The sequence below is a fragment of the Nonomuraea sp. NPDC050022 genome, assembly GCF_044460705.1.
In the GTDB taxonomy this organism is placed as follows: Bacteria; Actinomycetota; Actinomycetes; order Streptosporangiales; family Streptosporangiaceae; genus Nonomuraea.
Window position 1 is genome coordinate 636,800 of sequence record NZ_JBITKE010000005.1, and the last position, 19,324, is coordinate 656,123.

A 19,324-nucleotide genomic window follows, 5' to 3' on the forward strand; every position below is an offset into this window, starting at 1 on the left:
ACCGTACGGCATAATGGTTTCAATTCGCAACCGATTGGGAGATGCCGTGCCGAACACGGACTGGACCGACCCCGAGTGCCCCGTCGCCCGCACGCTCGACCTCGTCGGCGACAGGTGGAGCCTGCTCGTCATCCGCGACGCGATGGACGGGGCACGATCGTTCACCGAGTTCCAGCGGCGGACCGGCATCGCCCGCAATATCCTCACCGACCGCCTCCGCAAGCTCATCGCTCACGGGCTCCTCGCCCAGCGCACCGCGCCATCGGGCCGCCGCCAGGAATACGTGCTCACCGACGTCGGCCGCGACCTCTTCCCGGTCATCCTCACCCTGCGGCAGTGGGGAGAACGCCACGCCTTCGCCCCCGGCGAGACCCGCTCCACCCTTGTCGACCAGCACGGCGTCCCTGTGCCGGAGATCGCGCCGACCAGCGCCGACGGCACCCTCCTCGGCACCGACACCACTTACGTTCATAAGCCCCGCTAAAAGCAACGGCTCAGGACGCGCCAAGCTCCCGGCTGCTCTCGACCCGGAAAGAGCTGCCGTCGGGGACCAGGTTGAGCCTGGACACGGTCCCGTCCGTGCCGAGGCGGAACACCCGTGCGCCTGCCGCGGTGAGCGCTTCCAGGGCGATGGCGCGCGTACCGTTGCCCGACGGGGCCGAAAGCAGCGTCGTCGTCCGGCCGGACGGCCACTCCCCCGTCGTCATCTCGGCCGAATCCGGCTGCGGACTCGGCGGCCAGACGTGGTCCAGTTTCCACACCGTTCCGACGCTGCGCATCTCCATGACCACGCCGCCGAGATGGTAGTCGGAGGTGGAACCCTTGGTCGTGTTGATCTGGCCCCAGACCAGTACGACAACCCGGTCAGCCCGCGCGGCGACGATTCCGCTCTCAGATGCCACCGCCCGCTGCACGATCTTCTCGTCGCGGATCTGTCGCGCCTGGTCCTGGAGGCGGCCGGTGTACTCCACGCCCGCACGTCCCGTGGTCGCGTCATCCACTGCCCGGAGGTCCTTGTCGAGCGTCTTGTAGTCGAAGCTGTTGATGATCGTGTAGGCGGTCCGGGCCGTTGCCCCGGCCTCCAGGGCGTAGAGCGGTGGCGGTGCAAGGACACCATCGCTCTTCCCCAGGCTCGCCGGTCTGCCAACGTCGGCGGGCAATCCTCTCCATATCGCCGCACCGAGTCCACCAGCGAGCAGTACGGCTGCCGCCACAGCGACGATCCATCCCCGCCTCCAGCCACGCGCCCGGACCGGCGCCGGTACCTGGGCAGGCTTCAGTGGGGTGCGGTCGACAAGGTGATAGAGGAGGTCCTGGGCTGACGGGCGGAGGGCTGGGTCCTTGGCCAGGCACGTCTGGAGGATCGCGCGCAGGAAGCCGTCCAGTTCCGTGTCCGGGCCCAGGTCGGGTTCCTGGTGGAGTACGCGGTAGACGACGGTCGGCACCGCGTCGTCACCGAAAGGAGGACGGCCTGTCGCGGCGTAGGCGAGCGTCGCGGCCCATGAGAAGACGTCGGCGCTGGAAGCCGGTGGATGTCCGGCCAGCTGCTCGGGCGCGATGAACGCGGGGGTGCCGGTGATGAGGGCGTTCGTGGTGGGGCCGCCGACGGCGCGGGCTAGGCCGAAGTCGACGACGCGGGGGCCGTCCGGGCCGATGATCACGTTGCGGGGGGACAAGTCGAGGTGGGCGACGCCCGCGCGATGGATCGCGGTCAGCGCGGTGGCGGTGGCGACGGCCAGTCGTTCCAGTGCTCCGCCGCGCAGGGGGCCCTCTTGCCGGACGAGTTCGGCCAGAGATGGGCCGGGGACGTACTCGGTGACGATGTGCGGCGGGTCGGCGGTCAGATCGGCGTCGAGCACCTGGGCCGTACAGAACCCGGAGACCCTGCGCAGCAGGTCCAGCTCGGCCGCCATGCAATGCCGGGCGGCCTCGTCGGAGATCCGGGGCAGCGCTTTCACGGCGACCTGCCGTCCGTCGGCCCCCGTGGCGAGGAGGACGACGCCCTGGCCGCCCGCGCCGAGTCGGCCGAGCACCCGGTAGCGTCCGATGCGTTCCGGGTCGCCTGGGCGGAGGGGCAGGCTCATTTGGTACGCCGCTCGAACATGGATCGATTGTCCTTCGGCGAAGTGACGTCCTCCAGCTTCCATCGCCCGTCGACCCGGCGCAGGTACAGCCGGTACGCCACCACCTCGTGGTCAGGGGCCTTGGCCGAGTCGCCGAGGTGGATCAAGGTCGCGACGTCGGGCCCGTCGAAGCGTTCGAAGGCCGTACCGATCTCCCGGTATTGCCAGGTCCACCAGGCGGGAACCTGAGCGTCGGGGACCGCGGCCAGCTCTCGCCACCACTGCTCGGCCCGTCCCGTGGTGCAACGATCGAAGAAGTCCGGACGCTCTTCCAGGCGGGGCCCATTGATGAACGCCTCGGTCTGGCAGTGGGCGGCGTCGGTGACCATCTGCCGTACCTGCGCGGTGGGCCAAGCGGCGTCGGCCGGAGCCGGGGAGCCGGACGGTGTGGTTCGCGCGTAGTCCATCTTCCAGCCCGCGCCTGAGGGGACCATCTCGGCGAACAGCAGCGGATCCTCCGACTTCGTCGGGGTTCCGTTGCGGGTGATGGCGCTGAGTCCGGTGACGATGACCGACACCCGCTGCGGCGACGCCCACACGATGCCCACGGCGGTCGCCCGCGCCGTCTGCTTCGCCTTCGCGGCCACCACCGCGTTCTTGGAGTTGGCGACCAGATGCTGGTAGTCCTGCGCCGCCGTCCCGGAGAGCAGTGCCAGCGTACGGCGCTCGCCGGCGTCGTAGTCGGTGTAGTCGAGGCTGTACCAGGCCTCGAAGGCCGTTCGTGCCGCCCCTGCCGCGGCTTGGGAGTATCCCGGAGGCTCGTTGGTCGTCGCGGACTTCGTGACCGTCGCGGGCTCCGTGACCGTCGTCGTTGTCTCGTTTGTTCTCGCCCACCAGAGCGCGCCGCCCGCCAGGATGAGGGCCGTGGCGATCGCGCTCGACGCTAATATCGTGCGCCGCGCCCGTCTCGTTGGTTTTCGTACGGCAGGACGCGGCTCGGCTGGGGAGCCAACGCCGAGATCCATGATGGACAGCGGGAGTTCGGCTGCCGTGGGACGGTCGGTGGGCTCCTTGGAGAGGCAGCGTCCTACCAGGGGGCGGAGATGACCTGGCAGGGAGCCGAGGTCGGGCGGCTCGTTGAGCACGCGATACAGGACGGCGGGCAGCGAGCCGGCCTCGAACGGGGAGCGGCCGGTGGCGGCGTACACCATGGTTGCGCCCCAGGCGAAGATGTCGGCGGCCGGGCCGAACTCCTCGCCCCGGATCTGCTCGGGGGCCATGTAGCGGGGAGTGCCCACTTGGGCGCTGGCGAGGGCGGCACCGTCCTGGAGTACGCGGGCGATGCCGAAGTCGATGACGCGTGGACCGTCGCGCCCCAGGAGGACGTTCTGCGGTTTGAAGTCGCGATGGACGATGCCCGCCCGGTGAATCGCGATGAGGGCCGTGGCCGTCGCCACCGCGAGCCGGTCGAGCTCGGCTCCGGCGAGAGGCCCGTGTTCGGCGACGAAGGCGTGCAGGGATTGACCGGCGACGTACTCGCTGACGATGTACGGCGGGTCGGCCGTCACATCGGCGTCGAGGACCTGCGCCGTACAGAAGCTGGAGACGCGCCGCAGAATGGCGAACTCGCGCTCGAACAGGCGGCGGGCATCGGAACCCACCTCGGCGTTGATCACCTTCAACGCCACCTGGGCGCCGTCCGGCGCGCTGGCCAGGTAGACGATGCCTTGGCCGCCGGCCCCGAGCCGTCCCGTCAACGCGTAGCGTCCGACGTGCTTCGGGTCGCCTGCGAGCAGCCCTTCAACGCTCATCACCGCACAGGCTAATGGTCGTTCAACCTACCGGCCAGAGTGGCGCCGTCATGCGGACAAAGGCCCAGCTCACCCCCTGGCGCTCATGGCGCCCGCAGGCTCCAGAACCGCGAGCGCGTTTGTCAGCGGGGGCCGACGAGCGCCGAGCCGAAGACCCATGAGGACGTCTGGTCGATGAAGTCCCCCGGGAATCCCAGCGCGAAGCCGGTGGCCTGTTCCAGACTGCCGATGCTTTCGGGCGGCAGGGTGAGGTCGGCGGCGGCGAGGTTGTCGCGGAGTTGGTCGGTGCTGCGCGCCCCGACGATGGGGTGGACGGCGTGGGAGCGGCTCGCCGTCCAGGCGATGGCCACCTGCGAGGGCGTGGCACCGAGGTCGTCGGCGACGTCCTGCACCACGCGGGCGACGGCGTGGTCACGAGCCGAGAGCGATTCGGCGCTGAGCCGGCCACCGGTCGCGGGTCCATCGGGGCGGGTGTACTTGCCGGACAGCACGCCGCCGCCCAGCGGGCTCCACGCGGTGACGCCCAGTCCGAGCGACTCGGCCATGGGCAGCAGCTCGCGTTCGATGTCACGCTGGAGCAGGTTGTACGGCACCTGGAGACCGATGAACGGACTCCAGCCGTGCCACTGCGCCAGAGTGTTCGCCCGGGACACGATCCAGGCGGGGGCGTCGGAGATCCCCACGTACAGCACTTTGCCCGCCCGGACCGCGTCGTCCAGCGCACGCATGGTCTCCTCGATCGGCGTGGCGCGGTCCCACATGTGCACCCAGAAGACGTCCACATAGTCCGTGCGCAGCCGGCGCAGGCTGGTCTCCAGCGATGCCCGCAGGTTCTTGCGATGGTTCCCGGCCGCGTTGGGGTCGGCGCGGTCGCGTGAGACGGTGTACTTCGTGCCGAGCACGAACGACTCGCGCCGGCCCTCCAGCAGCTCGCCGAGTATCTGCTCGCTCGCCCCGTCGCGGTAGTTGACGGCGGTGTCGATCATGTTGCCGCCGGCTTCGGCGTACAGGTCGAGCATTCGCCGGCACTCCGACAAAGGCGCGCCGACGCCTCCCTGCTCGCCGAAGGTCATGGCGCCCAGGATCAGCTCGGAGACCCGCAGACCGCTCGCGCCCAGCGTGCGGTACCTCACGCCGTCGCCGATCCGCTGAACAGCTCCGCGGCACGGGAGGTGATCTCGTCGTGCGGCACGTCCCGGATGTGCTGGTCCAGCGCCCAGCGATGCCCGAACGGGTCGAGCACCTGGCCGGTGCGCTCACCCCAGAAGGCGTCGTGCACCGGCTCGAAGACCGTGGCTCCCGCCTTCAGCGCTCGTGCCCAGGCCGCGTCGACATCCGAGACAGGAAGGTGAAAGGCGGCGGAGGTGCCACCGAGGGCGGCCGGGGAACGCATGCCCAGCGCGGGCATCTCCGCGGCTACCGCGAGGACGGTGTCGCCGATCAGGAGGTCGACGGTCAGCGTGCGGCCGCCGGGAAGAGTGATGCGATTGGTCTCGCGCGCGCCCAGAGCCTCGGCGTACCAGGCTGCGGCGTGGTCGGGGTCGGTGACGACCAGGTGGATTGCTATGTGTGCCATAACCGGGACCATACACAGTGTCTGGACATGCCGTCTAGACGCATCGTCCGTACAAGGCGGTCATAAGCTGGGTCGCATGTCCGCCAAGCGCACCGCACACTCCGCCCGCCGATCTGGAGCCGCGCCGGCCGCCGCGGAGCTTCGGGAGCGCATCATGTCGGCGACGCGCGAGCTGCTGAGCGAGCGGCGCTTCGACGCCCTGAGCGTGGCCGACATCCTGACCGCCGCCGAGGTCTCCCGGGCCAGCTTCTACTTCTACTTCCCGAGCAAGCAGGCCGTACTCGGCGAGCTGGTGCGCGCAGCCGTGACGCAGGGGCAGCAGGCGGCGCAGCCCTGGATCGACGGGCAGCAGGACCCGGCGGCCGCGCTCCGGGCCGGGGTGAGCGACGGCGCCCGGCTGTGGCGCGCCAACGCGGGCGTCCTCATGGCGATCGTGGAGAGCTGGGGCTCCGACGAGGGCCTGCGGGCCCTGTGGCTTGAACAGATGGACCTGTTCACCGAGGCCGCCGCAGCCCGCATCCGATCCGACCCGGAGGCGCTCCGGCAGCTCGGCGACGCCGATGTACGCGCCGTGGCCGCCTCACTGACCTGGCTGGGAGAACGCCTCTACTACCTCGCCGCGGCCGGGGTGCCGCCCTTCGACAACGAGGAGGTTCTCATCGACGTCCTCACCAATGCCTGGACCGCGATGCTCTACGGCCGGTCGGCCCCGGAGCGGTGAGCGCCCAGGGAACCGACGTCGGCTGCTGAGCGGCTTGACGTCACACTGACCACGATCTGGAGATCGTCATCGGCCGCCAGTGAAAACCGGGTGACATTTCGCATCACTCACCGGAATGCTGGGGCGGGGGCGATGAGTTTTGTCGGTGGTGCCGGTCAGTCTTTGCGTGACCACAACATCGTGTGAGCCCGATGACCACATCATGTCCGACAACCCAGATAGAGGTGCCGTGTTCAGCCCAGAGCTCGACTCACCCGCCAAAACCGCGACCGCCGTTTCGGGTCGCACCCCGGCCGTGATCCGGCTGCTGGTGCTCGCCACCTTCGTGGTGATTCTCAACGAGACGATCATGATCAATGCGATCCCTCGGTTGATCGACGCGCTGCACATCACCGAGCAGACCGCGCAGTGGCTCTCGACCGCCTTCATGCTGACCATGGCCGCGGTGATCCCGATCACCGGATGGTTCCTGCAGCGGGTGTCCACACGCAGTGCGTACACCACCGCTATGGGCCTGTTTCTGGCCGGCACGGCGTTGGCCGCCGTCGCGCCGTCGTTCGAGGTGCTGCTCGGCGCCCGCATCATCCAGGCGTCCGGGACCGCGGTGATGATGCCGCTGCTGATGACCACGTTGATGCAGGTGGTGCCCGAGGAGGAGCGGGGCCGGGTCATGGGGAACGTCACCCTGGCCATCTCCGTCGCGCCGGCGATGGGTCCGGCGGTCTCTGGGGTGATCCTGCAATTCGGGTCCTGGCGGCTGCTGTTCGCCGTGGTGCTGCCCATCGCCGCCTTGATCACTTGGGGTGGCCTGAAGCAGCTCAAGAACGTCGGAGAGACCGAGTTCAGCACCATCGACTGGTTGAGCGTCGTGACCGCGGCGGCCGGCTTCGGCGGGCTTGTCTTCGGGCTCAGTCGGTTCGAGGGTGGTGACGTCGGCGTCGCCGCCGCGATCGTGGCGGCCGGCCTGCTCGCCATCGCCGTCTTCGTCGTGCGCCAGCTGTCGTTGCAGAAGCGCGGCACGCCGCTGCTGGACCTGCGTACCCTGCGCCACCGCACCTACACGGTCGCGCTGATCATGATGTCCGTGGCCTTCATGGCGATGCTCGGCTCGATGATCCTGCTGCCGCTGTACCTGCAGAACATCCGCTTGCTCACCCCCCTGCAGACCGGGCTCCTCGTGATGCCGGGCGGCCTCGCGATGGGGCTGCTCGGTCCGATCGTCGGCCGGCTGTTCGACAAGTACGGCGGCCGGGTTCTGGTCGTCCCCGGCGCGATCGGCATCACGCTCGCGCTCGCCGGCTTCACCCAGATCACGATGACCATGCCGTTCTGGCAGCTCCTCGGCCTGCACGCGCTGCTGATGGTGGGTCTGGCCGCGACCTTCACCCCGGTGTTCACCATCGGGCTCGGCGCGGTTCCCCCGCCGCTCTACTCCCACGCCAGCTCCATCCTGAGCACGCTGCAGCAGGTCTCCGCGGCCATCGGCACCGCGCTCGTGGTCACCGTGATGAGCGCGCGAGCCGAAAGCCTGAGATCCGAGGGAGTCACGCAGGTGCTCGCCACCCTCGACGGCATGCGGCTGGCCTTCATCATCGGCGCGGTGCTGTCCGTGGCCGTGATTGTCACCGCTGTGCTTCTCCCGGCCCGCGCGGACGGCGCCGGTGAGCACGGGGAGCGGCCGATGCACGCGTGACGGCGGTAGCGAACTCAAGGACGGGGGTCAGAGCAGGCGCCTGATCTCGCCGTACGCTCGGTAAAAGCCGCCCTGCCCGGCCGAGCGTACGCCGTCGACCAGGTAACGGGCCCCCGACGAATGCGGCCAGGTGGCGAGCTCCTCGCTGGACGGTCACGCGTCACTCGCCTTCGACGCCGTCAGGCTCTACGTCAACGCCGTCAAACAGCTGCGGGAGGAGGCTCCTGGCATGCCCCTGACCTCGGCGGCTGTCTGGCACGCCATCAGCGACGTGCACGGCGACAAGGCGCTCGACGGGGAGAGCGGCATGATCGACTTTGGCGGCGACGTCGATCGTCAGGTTCCGCTGGACAAGCTCATCTCCGTCCAGCACGTGGATGGGCTCGGCCAGCCGTCGCAGGTGGGGTTCTGCGGCCGGGTCGGCGCCCGGGAACAGGCGCTGTGGTGCCCCGCCCTGGAGGTCGGCCGCGGTTAGGAGTGGCAGCATCGTCTGAGCGAATCGGCGGGGGTTGTGGGTAATTTTGCGCAGACACCCGCGGCGTGTAAGGGTGAGGCTGTTGGCTACATGCGAACGCCCAAGGCGGGGAAGCGGGCCGGGCAACGCGATCGGACGACGAGCAGGCCCGCCGCCTGATCATGAACAGATCCATCGCACGGCGACTTACGACCAGCCGACCACGTCTCACAGTGAGATGGCCGGCGGCGTCAGGAAATCTCTCGCCTGTCGGTGATCGGCCGTCGCGGATGGGTAGATCGACGACTTCGCGAGACCGGCGGGCCGCCGAAAGGCGTTGACCGTTCCGACGCGCTCGCCGAGCGGTCCCGAACCGCTTCGCAGGAGATCACAGGGTACGGGCGTGATCATTTCCGGTATCGGCACATTGATCGCCATCGCCCGCCGCATGGAGGCGCGCGACCCGAAGACGGCGTGGACCACCAGGCTCCACCGTGCCCACGGCCGCCCTTGGCCGCACACCCGCTGATCTACATCAAGAGCGTCCTCGAACTCGCCAGGTCGCTCGATGCTCCATGGAATCGACGAAAGGACCATCTCCATGCGCCGCACCATCGGCGTGACCGCAGCCGTGACCATCACCGCGGGCCTCATCGCGACGCCATCCGCCGCCGCCTCGGCCTCGGACTCGGCTATTACCGCCCCACCCACGAACGCGTCCGCGCTGGGCATTCACCGGAAGTCCCGCAAGTGCGCCAAGCCGACGGGAAACACGTTCAACATCTCCTGGCGTGACGGGCCCTCGTCCACCACCTTCTACTTCAACAACCACTGCAAGGAAAAGAACCGCATCAGGGTGTGGTACGCCTCGCTCGGCATGAAATGTAAGGCCATCACCGTCAATCCTGGAACCAAGGGGAGGAAGAAGCTGCACAGAATCTACTACCAGAACCTCATGAAGGTGGACTTCGGCAAGTGCCCGTACTGGCCGTGAGTCTCTCAACGCCCCACGAATGACTGAGAATACGAAAGGAATATCGCCTATGCGCCGCGTCACCGGTGTGACAGCCGCCGTGACAGTCGCCGCGGGCCTCATCACGACGAGCCCCGCCAGCGCCTCCTCCTCGGCTCCGAGCGAGACGACCACCGCCACGAACGCGTCTCAGGTGGCCGCTCGCGAGAAGTCCCACAAGTGCGACAAGCCCAAGGGGAAGAGGTTCAACATCTCCTGGTCTCCTGGAATGGAGTCCACCACGTTCTACTTCAACAATCATTGCAGGGAAAAGAACCGCATCAAGGTGTGGACGACGGACTCCGTCACACACGTCACTTCGTGCACGAATATCGGAGTCAAGCCCGGGGTGAAAGGCAAGAAGAAGGTCTGGGGCGCCATAAAGGGCAACATCGACATGGTCACCTTCGGCACCTGTCCCTGGTAGCAGCGGTATGAACACCGCGCTGTCGTGGGCCATGCCGACGGATCTGCCATCGCGATCGTCTGGCTTCACGGATTGCCGGTGCGGCCCGCGCCCAGGTCATCCTGTGCTGCCCACACCGTCATAGTTCGGGCGGGTCCGCCGATGCGGCGCCAGGCGCCGGTGTCGCGGGACCAGCGGAGGATCTCCGAGCGGTCTTGGGTCAGGACGTACACCTCCTGCCGGCCGACCCGCACCTCCGCGCCCGCTGGGCCGATGTCCTGCCAGTTCTGGTTCTTGGCGTCGGTCCCCGGCTCAGTGAGGACCCGCAGCCGCTCGCGCGACGGATCGGTGGAGAAGAGGCCGGCGGCGCCTCCGTACAGGTCGTCGGCCGGGCCCGCCGCGTAGGCCCAGAGTGGTCGCGCTCCCGCGAGCCGGCGGTTGACCGTGGTCCGTTCCGGGGTGAGGCCGTACAGGTGCCGGTCGGTGAGTGCGAACGCCGCGCCCGCCGTCCCGACGAAATCCCATTGGCCGGGGCGGCCCAGGTAGGTGAAGATCCGGCCGTCGTTCGGGTCGGTCGCGAACAGGCCCGGCTCACCGCCGTACAACCGCGCCGCCGGGCCGCCTATCTGGGTCCATGACGTGCCGTGTCCGTCCCAGATGTGTACGGCCTGACGGTCCGCGGCCAGCCGGTAGACATGTGTGCCGCTGACCGCGAGGTCGCCGCCTGGTTCGCCGATGGGGAACCAGAAACCGGGACGCCCGCCGTACGCGTAGAGCAGGTTGTCCATCCCGGTCGCGAACAGGCCCGCGGGCCCGGACCAGAGCTGCTTCGCGGCGGCGCCGATCCTGGTCCACCGGGTCGCGTCCCATTGGAAGATGCCACGGCCACCTGGTCCGATGGCGAACACGCCGGTGCCTGTGAGCGGAGCGGCCGTTGGGGCATCGCCGACTTCGGCGGTGCCCGGCGCGCTCGCGGCGGTGTCCATGCTGCTCGCCGGGGCTAATCCGAGCAGCAGCATGAGCACCGCGAGGACCACGATTCCGGCTCCACCGCTGTTGAGCATGTTGCGTGTCAGGGGGCGTGAGCGCTCTGGGGCCTTTATGGGCTCCGGGGCGTTTGCGGGCTCTGGCGCCGCCGAGGGTCCGGTGATCGACGGCGAGGCCGCTGGAGCGGGCGTCTGGAGTGGTCCCTCAAGGGCCGCCTGGTGCAGCCGCGCGGCCGTCTCCATGCGTGCCTGGCGGGTGCGTTCGTCCGGTGTGCGGTCCTCTACCAGCCGGCGCAGCAGTTCCAGCGGGATGATCTTCTGGCCAGAGCGGTACTCGCCCCAGAGCGTCTTGCCCACGTGGTAGCGCCCGGCGAGCTCGCGGACGGTCATCCCGCTGGTCAGCGTCAGCAGGAACTGCGCCAGCGCGTTCGCCTGCTCCGTGCTCCCTCTCGGCCTGCCCTGGGGCCTGCCCACCCGGCCGCTCATCGCGGTCGCCTCCCTCCCGCTTCCCTCCCTCTCTGATGATCAGTTGAACAGAACGATTGTCCGCGGACAACTCATTGTCCGGACTTCACCAGCGATTTCACGCCGAACCGGTTCCGGACAACTGCCGCGTCCGCCAGCCTCCGAAATACCGCACCTTTTGCCAAGGATTCCGGCCGACCGTACCCAAGGAGATACTGAGCATGAGCTTCATCGACAACGAGCAGATGAGCAGGCTCACGGCACGATTCGCCGCAGCGGCCCTGCTCGCGACCGCCCTCAGCGCGTTGCCGGCCTCTGCCTCCACCGCGGAGAGCGGGTACACGCCTGAGCGGGTGTGCGGCAGCGGCTTCGGGAAGGTGGTGGGCGGCACCCAGACGGTGACCGACCAGGGGCGCATCGTCCGGGGCTATGTCTACCTGCTCTACAACGCGCGTACCGGGGAGAACTGCGTCGTCACCATCAAGTCGAGTTTCGTGGGGCAGCCCACCCTGACCAGGGCGACCCTGTTCGTCAAGGTCCCCGGCAGCAGCGCCGCAGACAAGTTCGAGGAAGAGGACGCCTACAAGTACTACGCGGGTCCGGTGAAAGCGCAGGCCAAGGATGTCTGCGTCGCCTTCAATGGGTATGTCAGCAACCTACGCGTCAACGAAAAGTCGTCAGCTTCCAGTGTCCAGGCCACCGGCGGTTCGACGAGCTTCGGCAACTGCGGCACACAACGTATGCGTCAAAGGGGGATCCGCTAGGTCAAGCCGCTGTCGGCCCGAACAGGCGGTCCAAGTGGTAGCCGATGATCTCGATGGCGGCCTCGCGGCTGCGCTGCCCGCTGAGGACGCTGGAGGTCAAGCCGTTGACGAGGGCCAGCAGGCCGGCGACTTCGGTACGCGGGTCACGATCGGGGGTGATCTCCCCTGCCTGCTGCGCGGCGGTCAACCGTACGGTGAGGAAGTTCTCCAGTGCGTTGGGCAGGGTGACCCCGACCGCGGCGAGCGCCGGGTCAGTGAGGGCGGCCGTGTAATACGCGGTCCAGGCCATGGAGTCCAGGCGGCTCTGCTCGTCGGAGGGCAGAGCCGCGCCGAGGACCGCGTCGAAAACGCCTCGCGGTGTCAGCTCGCCCGCGGCAGCGGTGGCCCGCTGCTTGACCCGGCGGTCCATGCGGGCACCCAACTCGGTGAGGCCGGACTCGAGCAGGGCCTGCTTGTTGGTGAAGTAGTACTGGACGACGCGCAGCGAAACCCCGGCTTCGGCGGCGATCTCACGCATCGACACTGCCTGCAAGCCACGGGTGCCGGCGATGCGCAGCAGCGCCTCGGTCAACTGGCGCCGTCGCGCATCATGGTCTACCTGTTTGGGCATGTCGATTTCCTAGCTGTGCTTCGATGTCGCGATGCCGAGCCGTACCTGGCCGGGAAAAGCAAGAATCCGCTCGACGACCAGGTCCGGAGCTTCGACGGGCAGCGCGTGTCCGGTGCCGGGCACGATCTCCACCCGCCACGACGGCGCGACCTCGGCCAGCCGCGCGGCCATCGCCTGCGCGTCGTGCATCGCGCTGCGGGCGCCCAGCAGCACCTGTATGGGCACGGACAGCTCGCGCACCTGCTCATCGGTGTAGACGGGCGGGATGGGCAGGCGCCGGCGGAAAGACCGGCCGGCCGCCACCAGCTTCATCAGCGCGTCCTCGCGTAGCGTGCCGTTGCCCACCGCGTCAGCGACACGATGTCGCGGCGCACGAGGAAGCAGGGCGGCCATACCGCCGACGATGAGCCACCGGAGAAACCGCCCGGTCATCGGCGCGAAGCCGGCCGGGTCCACCAGGGTCAGCGCCGCGACCCGGCCGCCCCCGCCGAGCTGCTGTTCCACCGCGATCCAGCCACCGTAAGAGGCACCCACCACATGTGCGCGCTCAGCACCGGTCGCGACCAGAACGTCGGTGAGCCAGCCGCCGACCTCGGCACCGGTCGCGAGCGGGTGCCTCTGGACCGAGCGGCCGGGCTCGCCGAGCGGGTCGACGGCAAAGACCGGACGCATGCGTGCCAGCGGTTCTATGTAGCGGTACCAGGCCAGTGCGTTCCCGCCGGAGCCGGCCACGAGGACGATGGGGTTTCCCGTGGCGGGCCCGGCCCGGTGGATCCGCACGCTGCCGGCACGGGTCTCCACATCGATGGCGTCTACCGGCACCGGCCACAGCTCGCCGAGCATCCGGTCGTAAGCGGCGTAGTACTTGTCACGGGCAGAGTCGCTGGCAAAGGCGGATGGCCGGTCTGGAATGCGCATGGTGACCTCATCTCCCGAATGGATACAGTCGTATCCTAAACGGCCCCCGCGAGGCGGCGCCGCGTCGTTAGAAGTCGTCGTTCAGCAGTTTGAAGAACGTGTCGCCGCGGACGATCTCAAAGGGGTCGGTGAGCAGGGTGCCGAGCTCGGCGACGTCGGCCGGCGCCCAGTTCCAGGCGTTGATCGCGCCCGCGATGAACAGCGGTGATTTCCCGTCCCAGCCCTCGATGTGCTTCAGCAGCGTGTCGCGATATTCCTGGGCCTTTCCCTGGGGGGAGAAATTGCCGATCAGCGGGATGCCGGCCGGGCGGATCCGCAGGTCGCCGCTTTCCCAGGATTGGATGATGCCGCGCACCGGGGTGTTCTTTCGGTACGAGCCGGCGATGCGCTCGTCGAACGCCACCCAGCCGGTGTTCTCCGGGTTGCGATAGTTGTAGGCGTAGACCAGGTCCATGCCGGTGTCGCGCAGGAAGCGGCCGCTGAGTTCGGTGTAGGCGTCCAGGTCCTTGGCCGGCCAGGATCCCGGGTATGTGTAGCCGGCACCTGAGGGGCCCGAGATCAGCAGGTCGTTGGCGGTGGCCGTGCGCTGGTAGTACGCCAGGAGCGCGGGGCCGATGTCGGCCAGCAGGGGGCTGACGGTCCAGTTCACCGGCACGGCGCCGCGTTTCGGGTCGTCCCAGAGTTCGCGCATTCTGCGCTGGCAGTACTGGATGTTGTCGCCCTCGCCGAATGTGAGGGTGAGGTAGACGCGGTTGCGTAACGTGGCCGCCGGTCTCGGTCGTACGCGATCGGAGACCTTCGCGGCGACGCCCGCGTGCACGGTGGCGTTCATGTAGTAGTCGGCGGGGACCACTTCGACGGCGTGCTGCGAGGTGCGGTCCACGCCGCCCCATTCGCCCGCCACGTCATTGGAGAACCAGCCCGCGTAAGGGGTGGTGGGCTTCACCTTGCTGAGAATCTCGTCGAGTAACTTGCCCGTCTCCCCCGAGGGCGGCAGCCAGAACACCATCGCGCGCATCGCCGCCGCGTAGTCGCGGAAATACGGGAAGGGCTCCACCCGGGTGGGCGCGGTGGTGGCGGCCGTGACCAGGTATTGGTTCCACAGGTCGACCTCGACCAGGAGTTGCTGGGTCCCGGCCGGTGCGACGAATCGGTAGATGAAGTAGCCGCCGCCGTCGGAGAAACGGTTGGCGTCGCCGCCGATGGAAGAATTGAGGCCGTCGAACAGGTACGGGGCCTCGGCCTCCGTACCCGGGATGAAGGACACGATCTCCTTGCCGTCGGCCTTCACTTTCACCGAGCCGACCGAGGCGCCCCAGCCGTCGTCGCCGAGGGAATCCTGGAAACGCAGATACACGCCGTCCTGGCCGGAAAGCTCCTGGCTCAGGTCGAAGGTGCGGACCGCCCTGTTGGAGGAGTCACGGACGCGCTCGCTCTCGCGGGCGATCTCGCGCCACTGAACGCCGTCCACGCGTACCGTCCTGGTCGGCGGAAGTCCGGTGAGCAGCGCGTGCGTGCAGCGGGGGAAAAGGTGGTCGAGCTGCCATCGGTACGTCCCCAGAATGTCGTCGGCTTTGAAACGGCCGCGCAGGTCGGTGATGATTCTGAGGCCGTACTGGCTCGCCTGCTCGGCGGTGGCAGCGACGGCGTTCTCCAGCCCGGCCAGCGTGGTGGCGACATTCACGGAATCGGGCACCGCGGGGTCGTGCACGATCGCTCCGCGTACCTCGTTCTTGTAGCGGGCGACGAGGTCGAGCGGCTGGTCATGGCGCGTTACGGCGGCGCCGGTGCTGGACAGCCAGCGCAGGTCGTAATTGGCGCTGTCGTAGTTGAAGTAGAGACGCGGCTGCCGCCGGTTGACGATTCCCTGGAGGGTGGTCAGCAGCAGCTGGTCGTTTCCGTGAAGTGTGCTGACGTCGGCGACATCGAGCCGGGTGGGACGGCCGAAGTTCGGCAGAAGGGGGACTCGAGTTGTGGCGGCGGCCGGGCTGGGGAGGGTGATTCCGAGGCCGCCGGCCGCGAGGACCACGCCATTGGCCCACAGGAAAGTACGTCGTGACACCATCAGCGATCGCTGCTCCTTACTGGAGGGACCGGGACTGACATCGTTGTCATCTCGCAGCGAACTTAACCGGCTGACGAAATGTTGTCCATGGTGTAAATACGGCAGGCAACGAGCAAACGCTTGGTAGAGTCGACCCGTGCTGCTGGAGGGCAAGATCGCGGTCGTCACCGGGGCGGGTCCAGGGCTGGGCCGGACGCTGGCGGGGCTGTTGAGCGAGGAGGGCGCCAGGGTCGTCGTGGCCGCCCGTACCGCCGCGACCGTGGCGAAGACGGCCGACGAAGTGCCGGGCGCGCTGGCCGTACCCGCCGACGTGACCCGGATCGACGACGTACGGCGGCTGGCCGACACGGTGATCGAGCGGTTCGGCCGAGTGGACGTGCTGGTCAACGCCGCCTTCCCCGGCTCGCACCGCAGGAACGTACTGGACATGTCCGTCGACGACCTGGAGACCTGGCGCGGGGCCGTCGAGACCGGCGGTTACGGCACGCTGCTGGCCTGCCGGTTCATCGCGCCGCACATGGTGGCCCAGGGCTCCGGCTCGATCGTGAACATCACCTCTATGTCGTCCCGTACGGGCTACGCGGGGCGCAGCGACTACGCCGCGGGCAAGGCCGCCGCGCACCTGCTGTCACACTGCCTGGCCGACGAGCTCGGGCCGCATGGCGTACGCGTGAACTGCGTCGCGCCCGGTTGGATCGCCAGCGAGCTGCTTGACGACTGGATGCGCACCCGGGCGGCGGCGGAAGGTGTCACGTTCGAGGAGATCCTCGCGCGGGACGTCTCGGCGATGGCGCTGCGCCGCATCGCCACGGAGGAGGACGTGGCCCGCGCCGTCCTCTACCTTGCCTCCGACCACGCCAAGGCCATCACGGGCGCGACCATCGATGTCAACGGCGGCCAGCTGTTCACGTGACAGCCTCCGACGATATATGGCGCTTTATCGTACTGAGATCCACTCTTTTCGCTACTGTCACATCCGCCCCTTATGAGAGGAACACCACGGATGCGACGCTTACCCGCCGTTCTCACCGCCGCGCTCGCCGCGACCTCGCTCCTTTCCGCCCCGGCCCCCGCCCTCGCGCAACCAGCGCAGGCGGCCAAGGGGCAGGCGACCTTGTATGAGCTCCAATCGGGGGGCGGCAACTGCTCGTATCCGTCACGTCCCGCCGGCGACCTCTATGTCGCGCTCTCCCCCAGTGAGTACGCCGCCGCCGCTGCCTGCGGCGGCTACCTGGACGTCACCGGTCCGAAGGGGACCGTCCGGGTCAAGGTTGTCGACCAGTGCCCGGAGTGCCAGGCGGGGCACATCGACCTGAGCCGTACGGCCTTCGCCCGCGTCGCGGACCCCGCCAAGGGCCTGGTGGGCGTCACCTACCGCCCGGTCGCCAACCCGAAGGTCGGCCGACCGCTCTCCTTCCGCGTCAAGGAGGGGTCGTCGCAGTGGTGGCTGGCGCTGCTGGTCATCGACCACGGCAACCCGCTCACCTCGGTCGAGGTGAAGTCCACCGGCGGCACCTGGCGCAAGCTGGCCCGCGCCAACTTCAACTACTGGATCGCCGAGTCCGGCGCGGGCCAGGGCCCCTTCTCCGTACGGGTCACCGACACCCGCGGCCACCGGGTCACGGCCAACGGCGTTCGCCTGTCCCCCGCCGCCGTCCAGCGCAGCACCACAAAAATGTACTGACAATTCTTTCTGGCATACAGTGAATGGTCATGCGGACCTCGGCCATGGCAGTCGCGGGATTAGTGATCGTCGCGGTCGCGGTCGCGATTTCCGCTGTCGTGCTCGTCCTGTCAGCGCCAGCCGGCAGGGCCGTCCCCTCGGCACCCACAACCTCCCAGCAGGTCGCCGAAGAGGACGAGGAAGACGGGGAACGAGTAGCTCCCGGGACCGCTTGGTCACTGCAGCTCGACGGGGAGACCCGCCAGAGTCTCGTCGACGTCACACAAAACGCGGGTGCGCGGGCAGCGCTGAGTGGATCCGTATATTACGGCGCCGTATACGGGCAGAGCGAAGCCGAGGACGATTACTACGCGATCGCCATGACCGACAGGATCCACTTCTGGAGCAAACATGGCGGCGATGCCTGGCGTTATAGGGGCGATTTCGAAAAGGCCGGCTGCATAGCCCCGGTGCCGTTCAGGCTGTACACCGCATGGGGCCTGAGCCTTTCGACGGCTCGGCCGGACGGCCAACCTCCTTGCCCTCAATAGGCAGTCATCAGAGCGTCTTGAATTCCCTGTGGTTCCCTGAAGGAATCAGGCAACTCGGACGGGCGTGGCCTGGCCCGGGCTGTTCCCGTGCTCGATGTGTATGAGCACGGGGGTGGCTTTGGCGTGGTGGAAGCCGGTCCGATGGTGAGAATTCCTGACATGCCCTGTCCGGTACGGCTGGTGCCGTCCCGGCTTGGGTGCATGGCCCGCCGGACGCTGTCACCGCCGGTGGGCGGTGGGGCGGGCACCGTGCGCCGGTCGGGCACACGGCTGGACGTCATCGAGTTGTTTCGTGAGTTGGCCGGGGTACGGGTGGGCCGTTTCGGGGTGGGGCGCCTCTTGGCTCTGTCGCGTGCTGCCGGGCGGGGGTGCAGATCGGTTCGGGTACGGCGGGCGCGGCGGGCCGCCCGGGTGAGCCTGCGCGTTCGGCGGGCGCGGGCGACATTCCTCTCCACGACGGCGTGGATGGTGCGCACCCCGGTGGAACGGTGGGTGCGGGTAGCGTGCTGGCCGAGCAGGCCACGGGAGACGATCCGCTCGGCCGCTGCCCAGTCCCGATCACACGACAGGCCGCAGGCCGGGCAGTAAGCCCACCTCCAGCCCTTGTCGGCGAGCCGGTCGGGGGCCGGGCAATGCTTGAGCACCGACGTGCCGTCCCCGCACCGGGGACAGTATCGGGAGGTGCCGCGGGCCGAGACGGTGACCACGGCGATGGCGCTCTTGGCGGCCAGATGCCGGATCGCCTCGACGATCTGCCCGCGTACCTGCCCCGTCAGGCGCGTGTTCGCGCTGCCTTGGCGTCCGCGTGCTTCCAGGGTGGCCAGGTCTTCCAGGTAGATGACCGTCGTCCCGGCGGCCACGGCCTGGTCGACTGCCCAGCGGGCGGCTGACCAGGCCAGCGCCTTGTTCAGGTTGCGGATGCGCGCGCACAGCCGCTCATGTTCGACACCGATGACCTGGCAGGCCGCGCTCAACGCGGCGTAGCGGGGATCGGCGCCAGTCATGCCGGCCAGGAGTCGTTGCTGGTGCTTTATCTTGGCGGCCAGGTGCTCACGCTCGGCCCGCAGCCGGTGCAGCTTGGCCGACACACCGCTCGCATCGTAGAGCAGCGGCCGCCCATCGCCGATCACCCGGCTGCCGGAGATCACCCGCCCATCGGCCACAAGACGGCCCACCACACCGGTCAGCAGCCCGTTGAGGCCCCAGTCGAAGCCGCACCCGATCACATGACCGGTAGCGGGTACGAAGCCGATCGGGATCTGGAACGGCAGATCGACGCGCACCCGACCCTTGGTCACCCGCAAGGTGGGGGCGCACAACCTCGCCTCCGGCGGCACGGTCGGCGGCAAGACGACAGGCAGCCCATCCAGATCGGCTGGATTCCACCGGAGCGCGACCAAGCAGCCGGTCAGATCCCGCGCCAGAGCGGTCAGCCAAGCCACCCGCCGTGCCAGCAGCGCCTGAGGGACGACCTCGCCCGTTTTCTCCACCATGGCGGCGTGGGCGGTGCACGGAGCGGTCGCGGTGAGCTTACTCACGCACCGCCCCCGTCAGGTGATGGGCTCC

General features: G+C 68.5%; 20 protein-coding genes. 11 read left to right on the forward strand and 9 right to left on the reverse strand.

Annotation, left to right across the window (positions count from 1 at the left end):
• The first annotated feature begins 46 nt into the window (after positions 1 to 46).
• Complete coding sequence (locus tag ACIBO2_RS24510; protein ID WP_358545359.1) at positions 47 to 484, forward strand: helix-turn-helix domain-containing protein; 438 nt, start codon at positions 47 to 49, stop codon at positions 482 to 484.
• Positions 485 to 494: 10 nt separating this feature from the next.
• On the opposite strand, the gene ACIBO2_RS24515 is transcribed toward ACIBO2_RS24510, so the two are convergent.
• The 4 genes from ACIBO2_RS24515 to ACIBO2_RS24530 form a co-directional block, all read right to left on the reverse strand.
• Positions 495 to 2,084 carry a serine/threonine-protein kinase gene (locus tag ACIBO2_RS24515; protein ID WP_397299462.1) on the reverse strand — a complete coding sequence of 530 codons (1,590 nt, stop codon included), beginning with the start codon at positions 2,082 to 2,084 and terminating at the stop codon, positions 495 to 497.
• Positions 2,081 to 3,874: a serine/threonine-protein kinase gene (locus ACIBO2_RS24520; protein WP_358545363.1), complete on the reverse strand. Its 1,794-nt coding sequence runs from the start codon at positions 3,872 to 3,874 to the stop codon at positions 2,081 to 2,083. The genes ACIBO2_RS24515 and ACIBO2_RS24520 overlap by 4 nt, the downstream gene beginning before the upstream one ends.
• Positions 3,875 to 3,996: 122 nt before the next feature.
• Positions 3,997 to 5,007, reverse strand: a complete 1,011-nt coding sequence (locus ACIBO2_RS24525) for an aldo/keto reductase (RefSeq protein WP_397299465.1) — start codon at positions 5,005 to 5,007, stop codon at positions 3,997 to 3,999.
• On the reverse strand, positions 5,004 to 5,450 hold the full coding sequence (locus ACIBO2_RS24530; protein WP_358545366.1) for a VOC family protein: 447 nt from the start codon (positions 5,448 to 5,450) through the stop codon (positions 5,004 to 5,006). The genes ACIBO2_RS24525 and ACIBO2_RS24530 overlap by 4 nt, the downstream gene beginning before the upstream one ends.
• Before the next feature lie 76 nt (positions 5,451 to 5,526).
• Between ACIBO2_RS24530 and ACIBO2_RS24535 the strand changes: the two genes are divergently transcribed.
• The 6 genes from ACIBO2_RS24535 (at position 5,527) to ACIBO2_RS24560 (ending at position 9,757) form a co-directional block, all read left to right on the forward strand.
• Complete coding sequence (locus tag ACIBO2_RS24535; RefSeq protein WP_358545368.1) at positions 5,527 to 6,171, forward strand: helix-turn-helix domain-containing protein; 645 nt, start codon at positions 5,527 to 5,529, stop codon at positions 6,169 to 6,171.
• 229 nt (positions 6,172 to 6,400) lie between these two features.
• Positions 6,401 to 7,864 (forward strand): MDR family MFS transporter, encoded by a 1,464-nt coding sequence (locus ACIBO2_RS24540; protein ID WP_358545369.1) that lies wholly within the window; start codon positions 6,401 to 6,403, stop codon positions 7,862 to 7,864.
• Between the two features lie 130 nt (positions 7,865 to 7,994).
• Positions 7,995 to 8,339 (forward strand): hypothetical protein, encoded by a 345-nt coding sequence (locus ACIBO2_RS24545; protein WP_397299470.1) that lies wholly within the window; start codon positions 7,995 to 7,997, stop codon positions 8,337 to 8,339.
• Between the two features lie 382 nt (positions 8,340 to 8,721).
• The gene (locus tag ACIBO2_RS24550; RefSeq protein WP_358545373.1) at positions 8,722 to 8,847 is read left to right on the forward strand and encodes a hypothetical protein; all 126 of its coding nucleotides are present in this window, start codon (positions 8,722 to 8,724) and stop codon (positions 8,845 to 8,847) included.
• Positions 8,848 to 8,919: 72 nt separating this feature from the next.
• Entirely contained in the window at positions 8,920 to 9,312 is a 393-nt protein-coding gene (locus ACIBO2_RS24555) for a hypothetical protein (protein WP_358545374.1), read from the forward strand.
• A gap of 49 nt (positions 9,313 to 9,361) precedes the next feature.
• The gene (locus ACIBO2_RS24560; protein WP_397299475.1) at positions 9,362 to 9,757 is read left to right on the forward strand and encodes a hypothetical protein; all 396 of its coding nucleotides are present in this window, start codon (positions 9,362 to 9,364) and stop codon (positions 9,755 to 9,757) included.
• A gap of 65 nt (positions 9,758 to 9,822) precedes the next feature.
• Here the strand turns inward: ACIBO2_RS24560 and ACIBO2_RS24565 are convergent, their stop codons facing one another.
• Positions 9,823 to 11,208, reverse strand: coding sequence for a hypothetical protein (locus tag ACIBO2_RS24565; RefSeq protein WP_397299477.1), 1,386 nt, complete (start codon positions 11,206 to 11,208; stop codon positions 9,823 to 9,825).
• 200 nt (positions 11,209 to 11,408) lie between these two features.
• Here ACIBO2_RS24565 and ACIBO2_RS24570 point away from each other — a divergent pair, with 200 nt between their 5' ends.
• Positions 11,409 to 11,951, forward strand: a complete 543-nt coding sequence (locus ACIBO2_RS24570) for a hypothetical protein (protein WP_358545377.1) — start codon at positions 11,409 to 11,411, stop codon at positions 11,949 to 11,951.
• A gap of 1 nt (position 11,952) precedes the next feature.
• Here the strand turns inward: ACIBO2_RS24570 and ACIBO2_RS24575 are convergent, their stop codons facing one another.
• From ACIBO2_RS24575 to ACIBO2_RS24585, 3 genes are all read right to left on the reverse strand, one after another.
• A complete protein-coding gene (locus ACIBO2_RS24575; RefSeq protein WP_358545379.1) occupies positions 11,953 to 12,561 on the reverse strand; it encodes a TetR/AcrR family transcriptional regulator in 609 nt (202 codons plus the stop codon).
• Positions 12,562 to 12,570: 9 nt separating this feature from the next.
• Entirely contained in the window at positions 12,571 to 13,479 is a 909-nt protein-coding gene (locus ACIBO2_RS24580) for an alpha/beta fold hydrolase (protein WP_358545380.1), read from the reverse strand.
• A 67-nt stretch (positions 13,480 to 13,546) separates the two neighbouring features.
• Positions 13,547 to 15,544, reverse strand: coding sequence for a GxGYxYP domain-containing protein (locus ACIBO2_RS24585; RefSeq protein WP_397299481.1), 1,998 nt, complete (start codon positions 15,542 to 15,544; stop codon positions 13,547 to 13,549).
• 136 nt (positions 15,545 to 15,680) lie between these two features.
• Between ACIBO2_RS24585 and ACIBO2_RS24590 the strand changes: the two genes are divergently transcribed.
• From ACIBO2_RS24590 to ACIBO2_RS24600, 3 genes are all read left to right on the forward strand, one after another.
• Complete coding sequence (locus ACIBO2_RS24590) at positions 15,681 to 16,457, forward strand: SDR family oxidoreductase (RefSeq protein ID WP_358545383.1); 777 nt, start codon at positions 15,681 to 15,683, stop codon at positions 16,455 to 16,457.
• 90 nt (positions 16,458 to 16,547) lie between these two features.
• Positions 16,548 to 17,228, forward strand: coding sequence for an expansin EXLX1 family cellulose-binding protein (locus ACIBO2_RS24595; protein ID WP_358545385.1), 681 nt, complete (start codon positions 16,548 to 16,550; stop codon positions 17,226 to 17,228).
• Positions 17,229 to 17,257: 29 nt separating this feature from the next.
• Positions 17,258 to 17,758, forward strand: a complete 501-nt coding sequence (locus tag ACIBO2_RS24600; RefSeq protein WP_358545386.1) for a hypothetical protein — start codon at positions 17,258 to 17,260, stop codon at positions 17,756 to 17,758.
• Here ACIBO2_RS24600 and ACIBO2_RS24605 read toward each other — a convergent pair.
• A complete protein-coding gene (locus ACIBO2_RS24605; protein ID WP_397299486.1) occupies positions 17,752 to 19,296 on the reverse strand; it encodes a zinc ribbon domain-containing protein in 1,545 nt (514 codons plus the stop codon). The genes ACIBO2_RS24600 and ACIBO2_RS24605 overlap by 7 nt on opposite strands.
• Between the last annotated feature and the right edge of the window lie 28 nt (positions 19,297 to 19,324).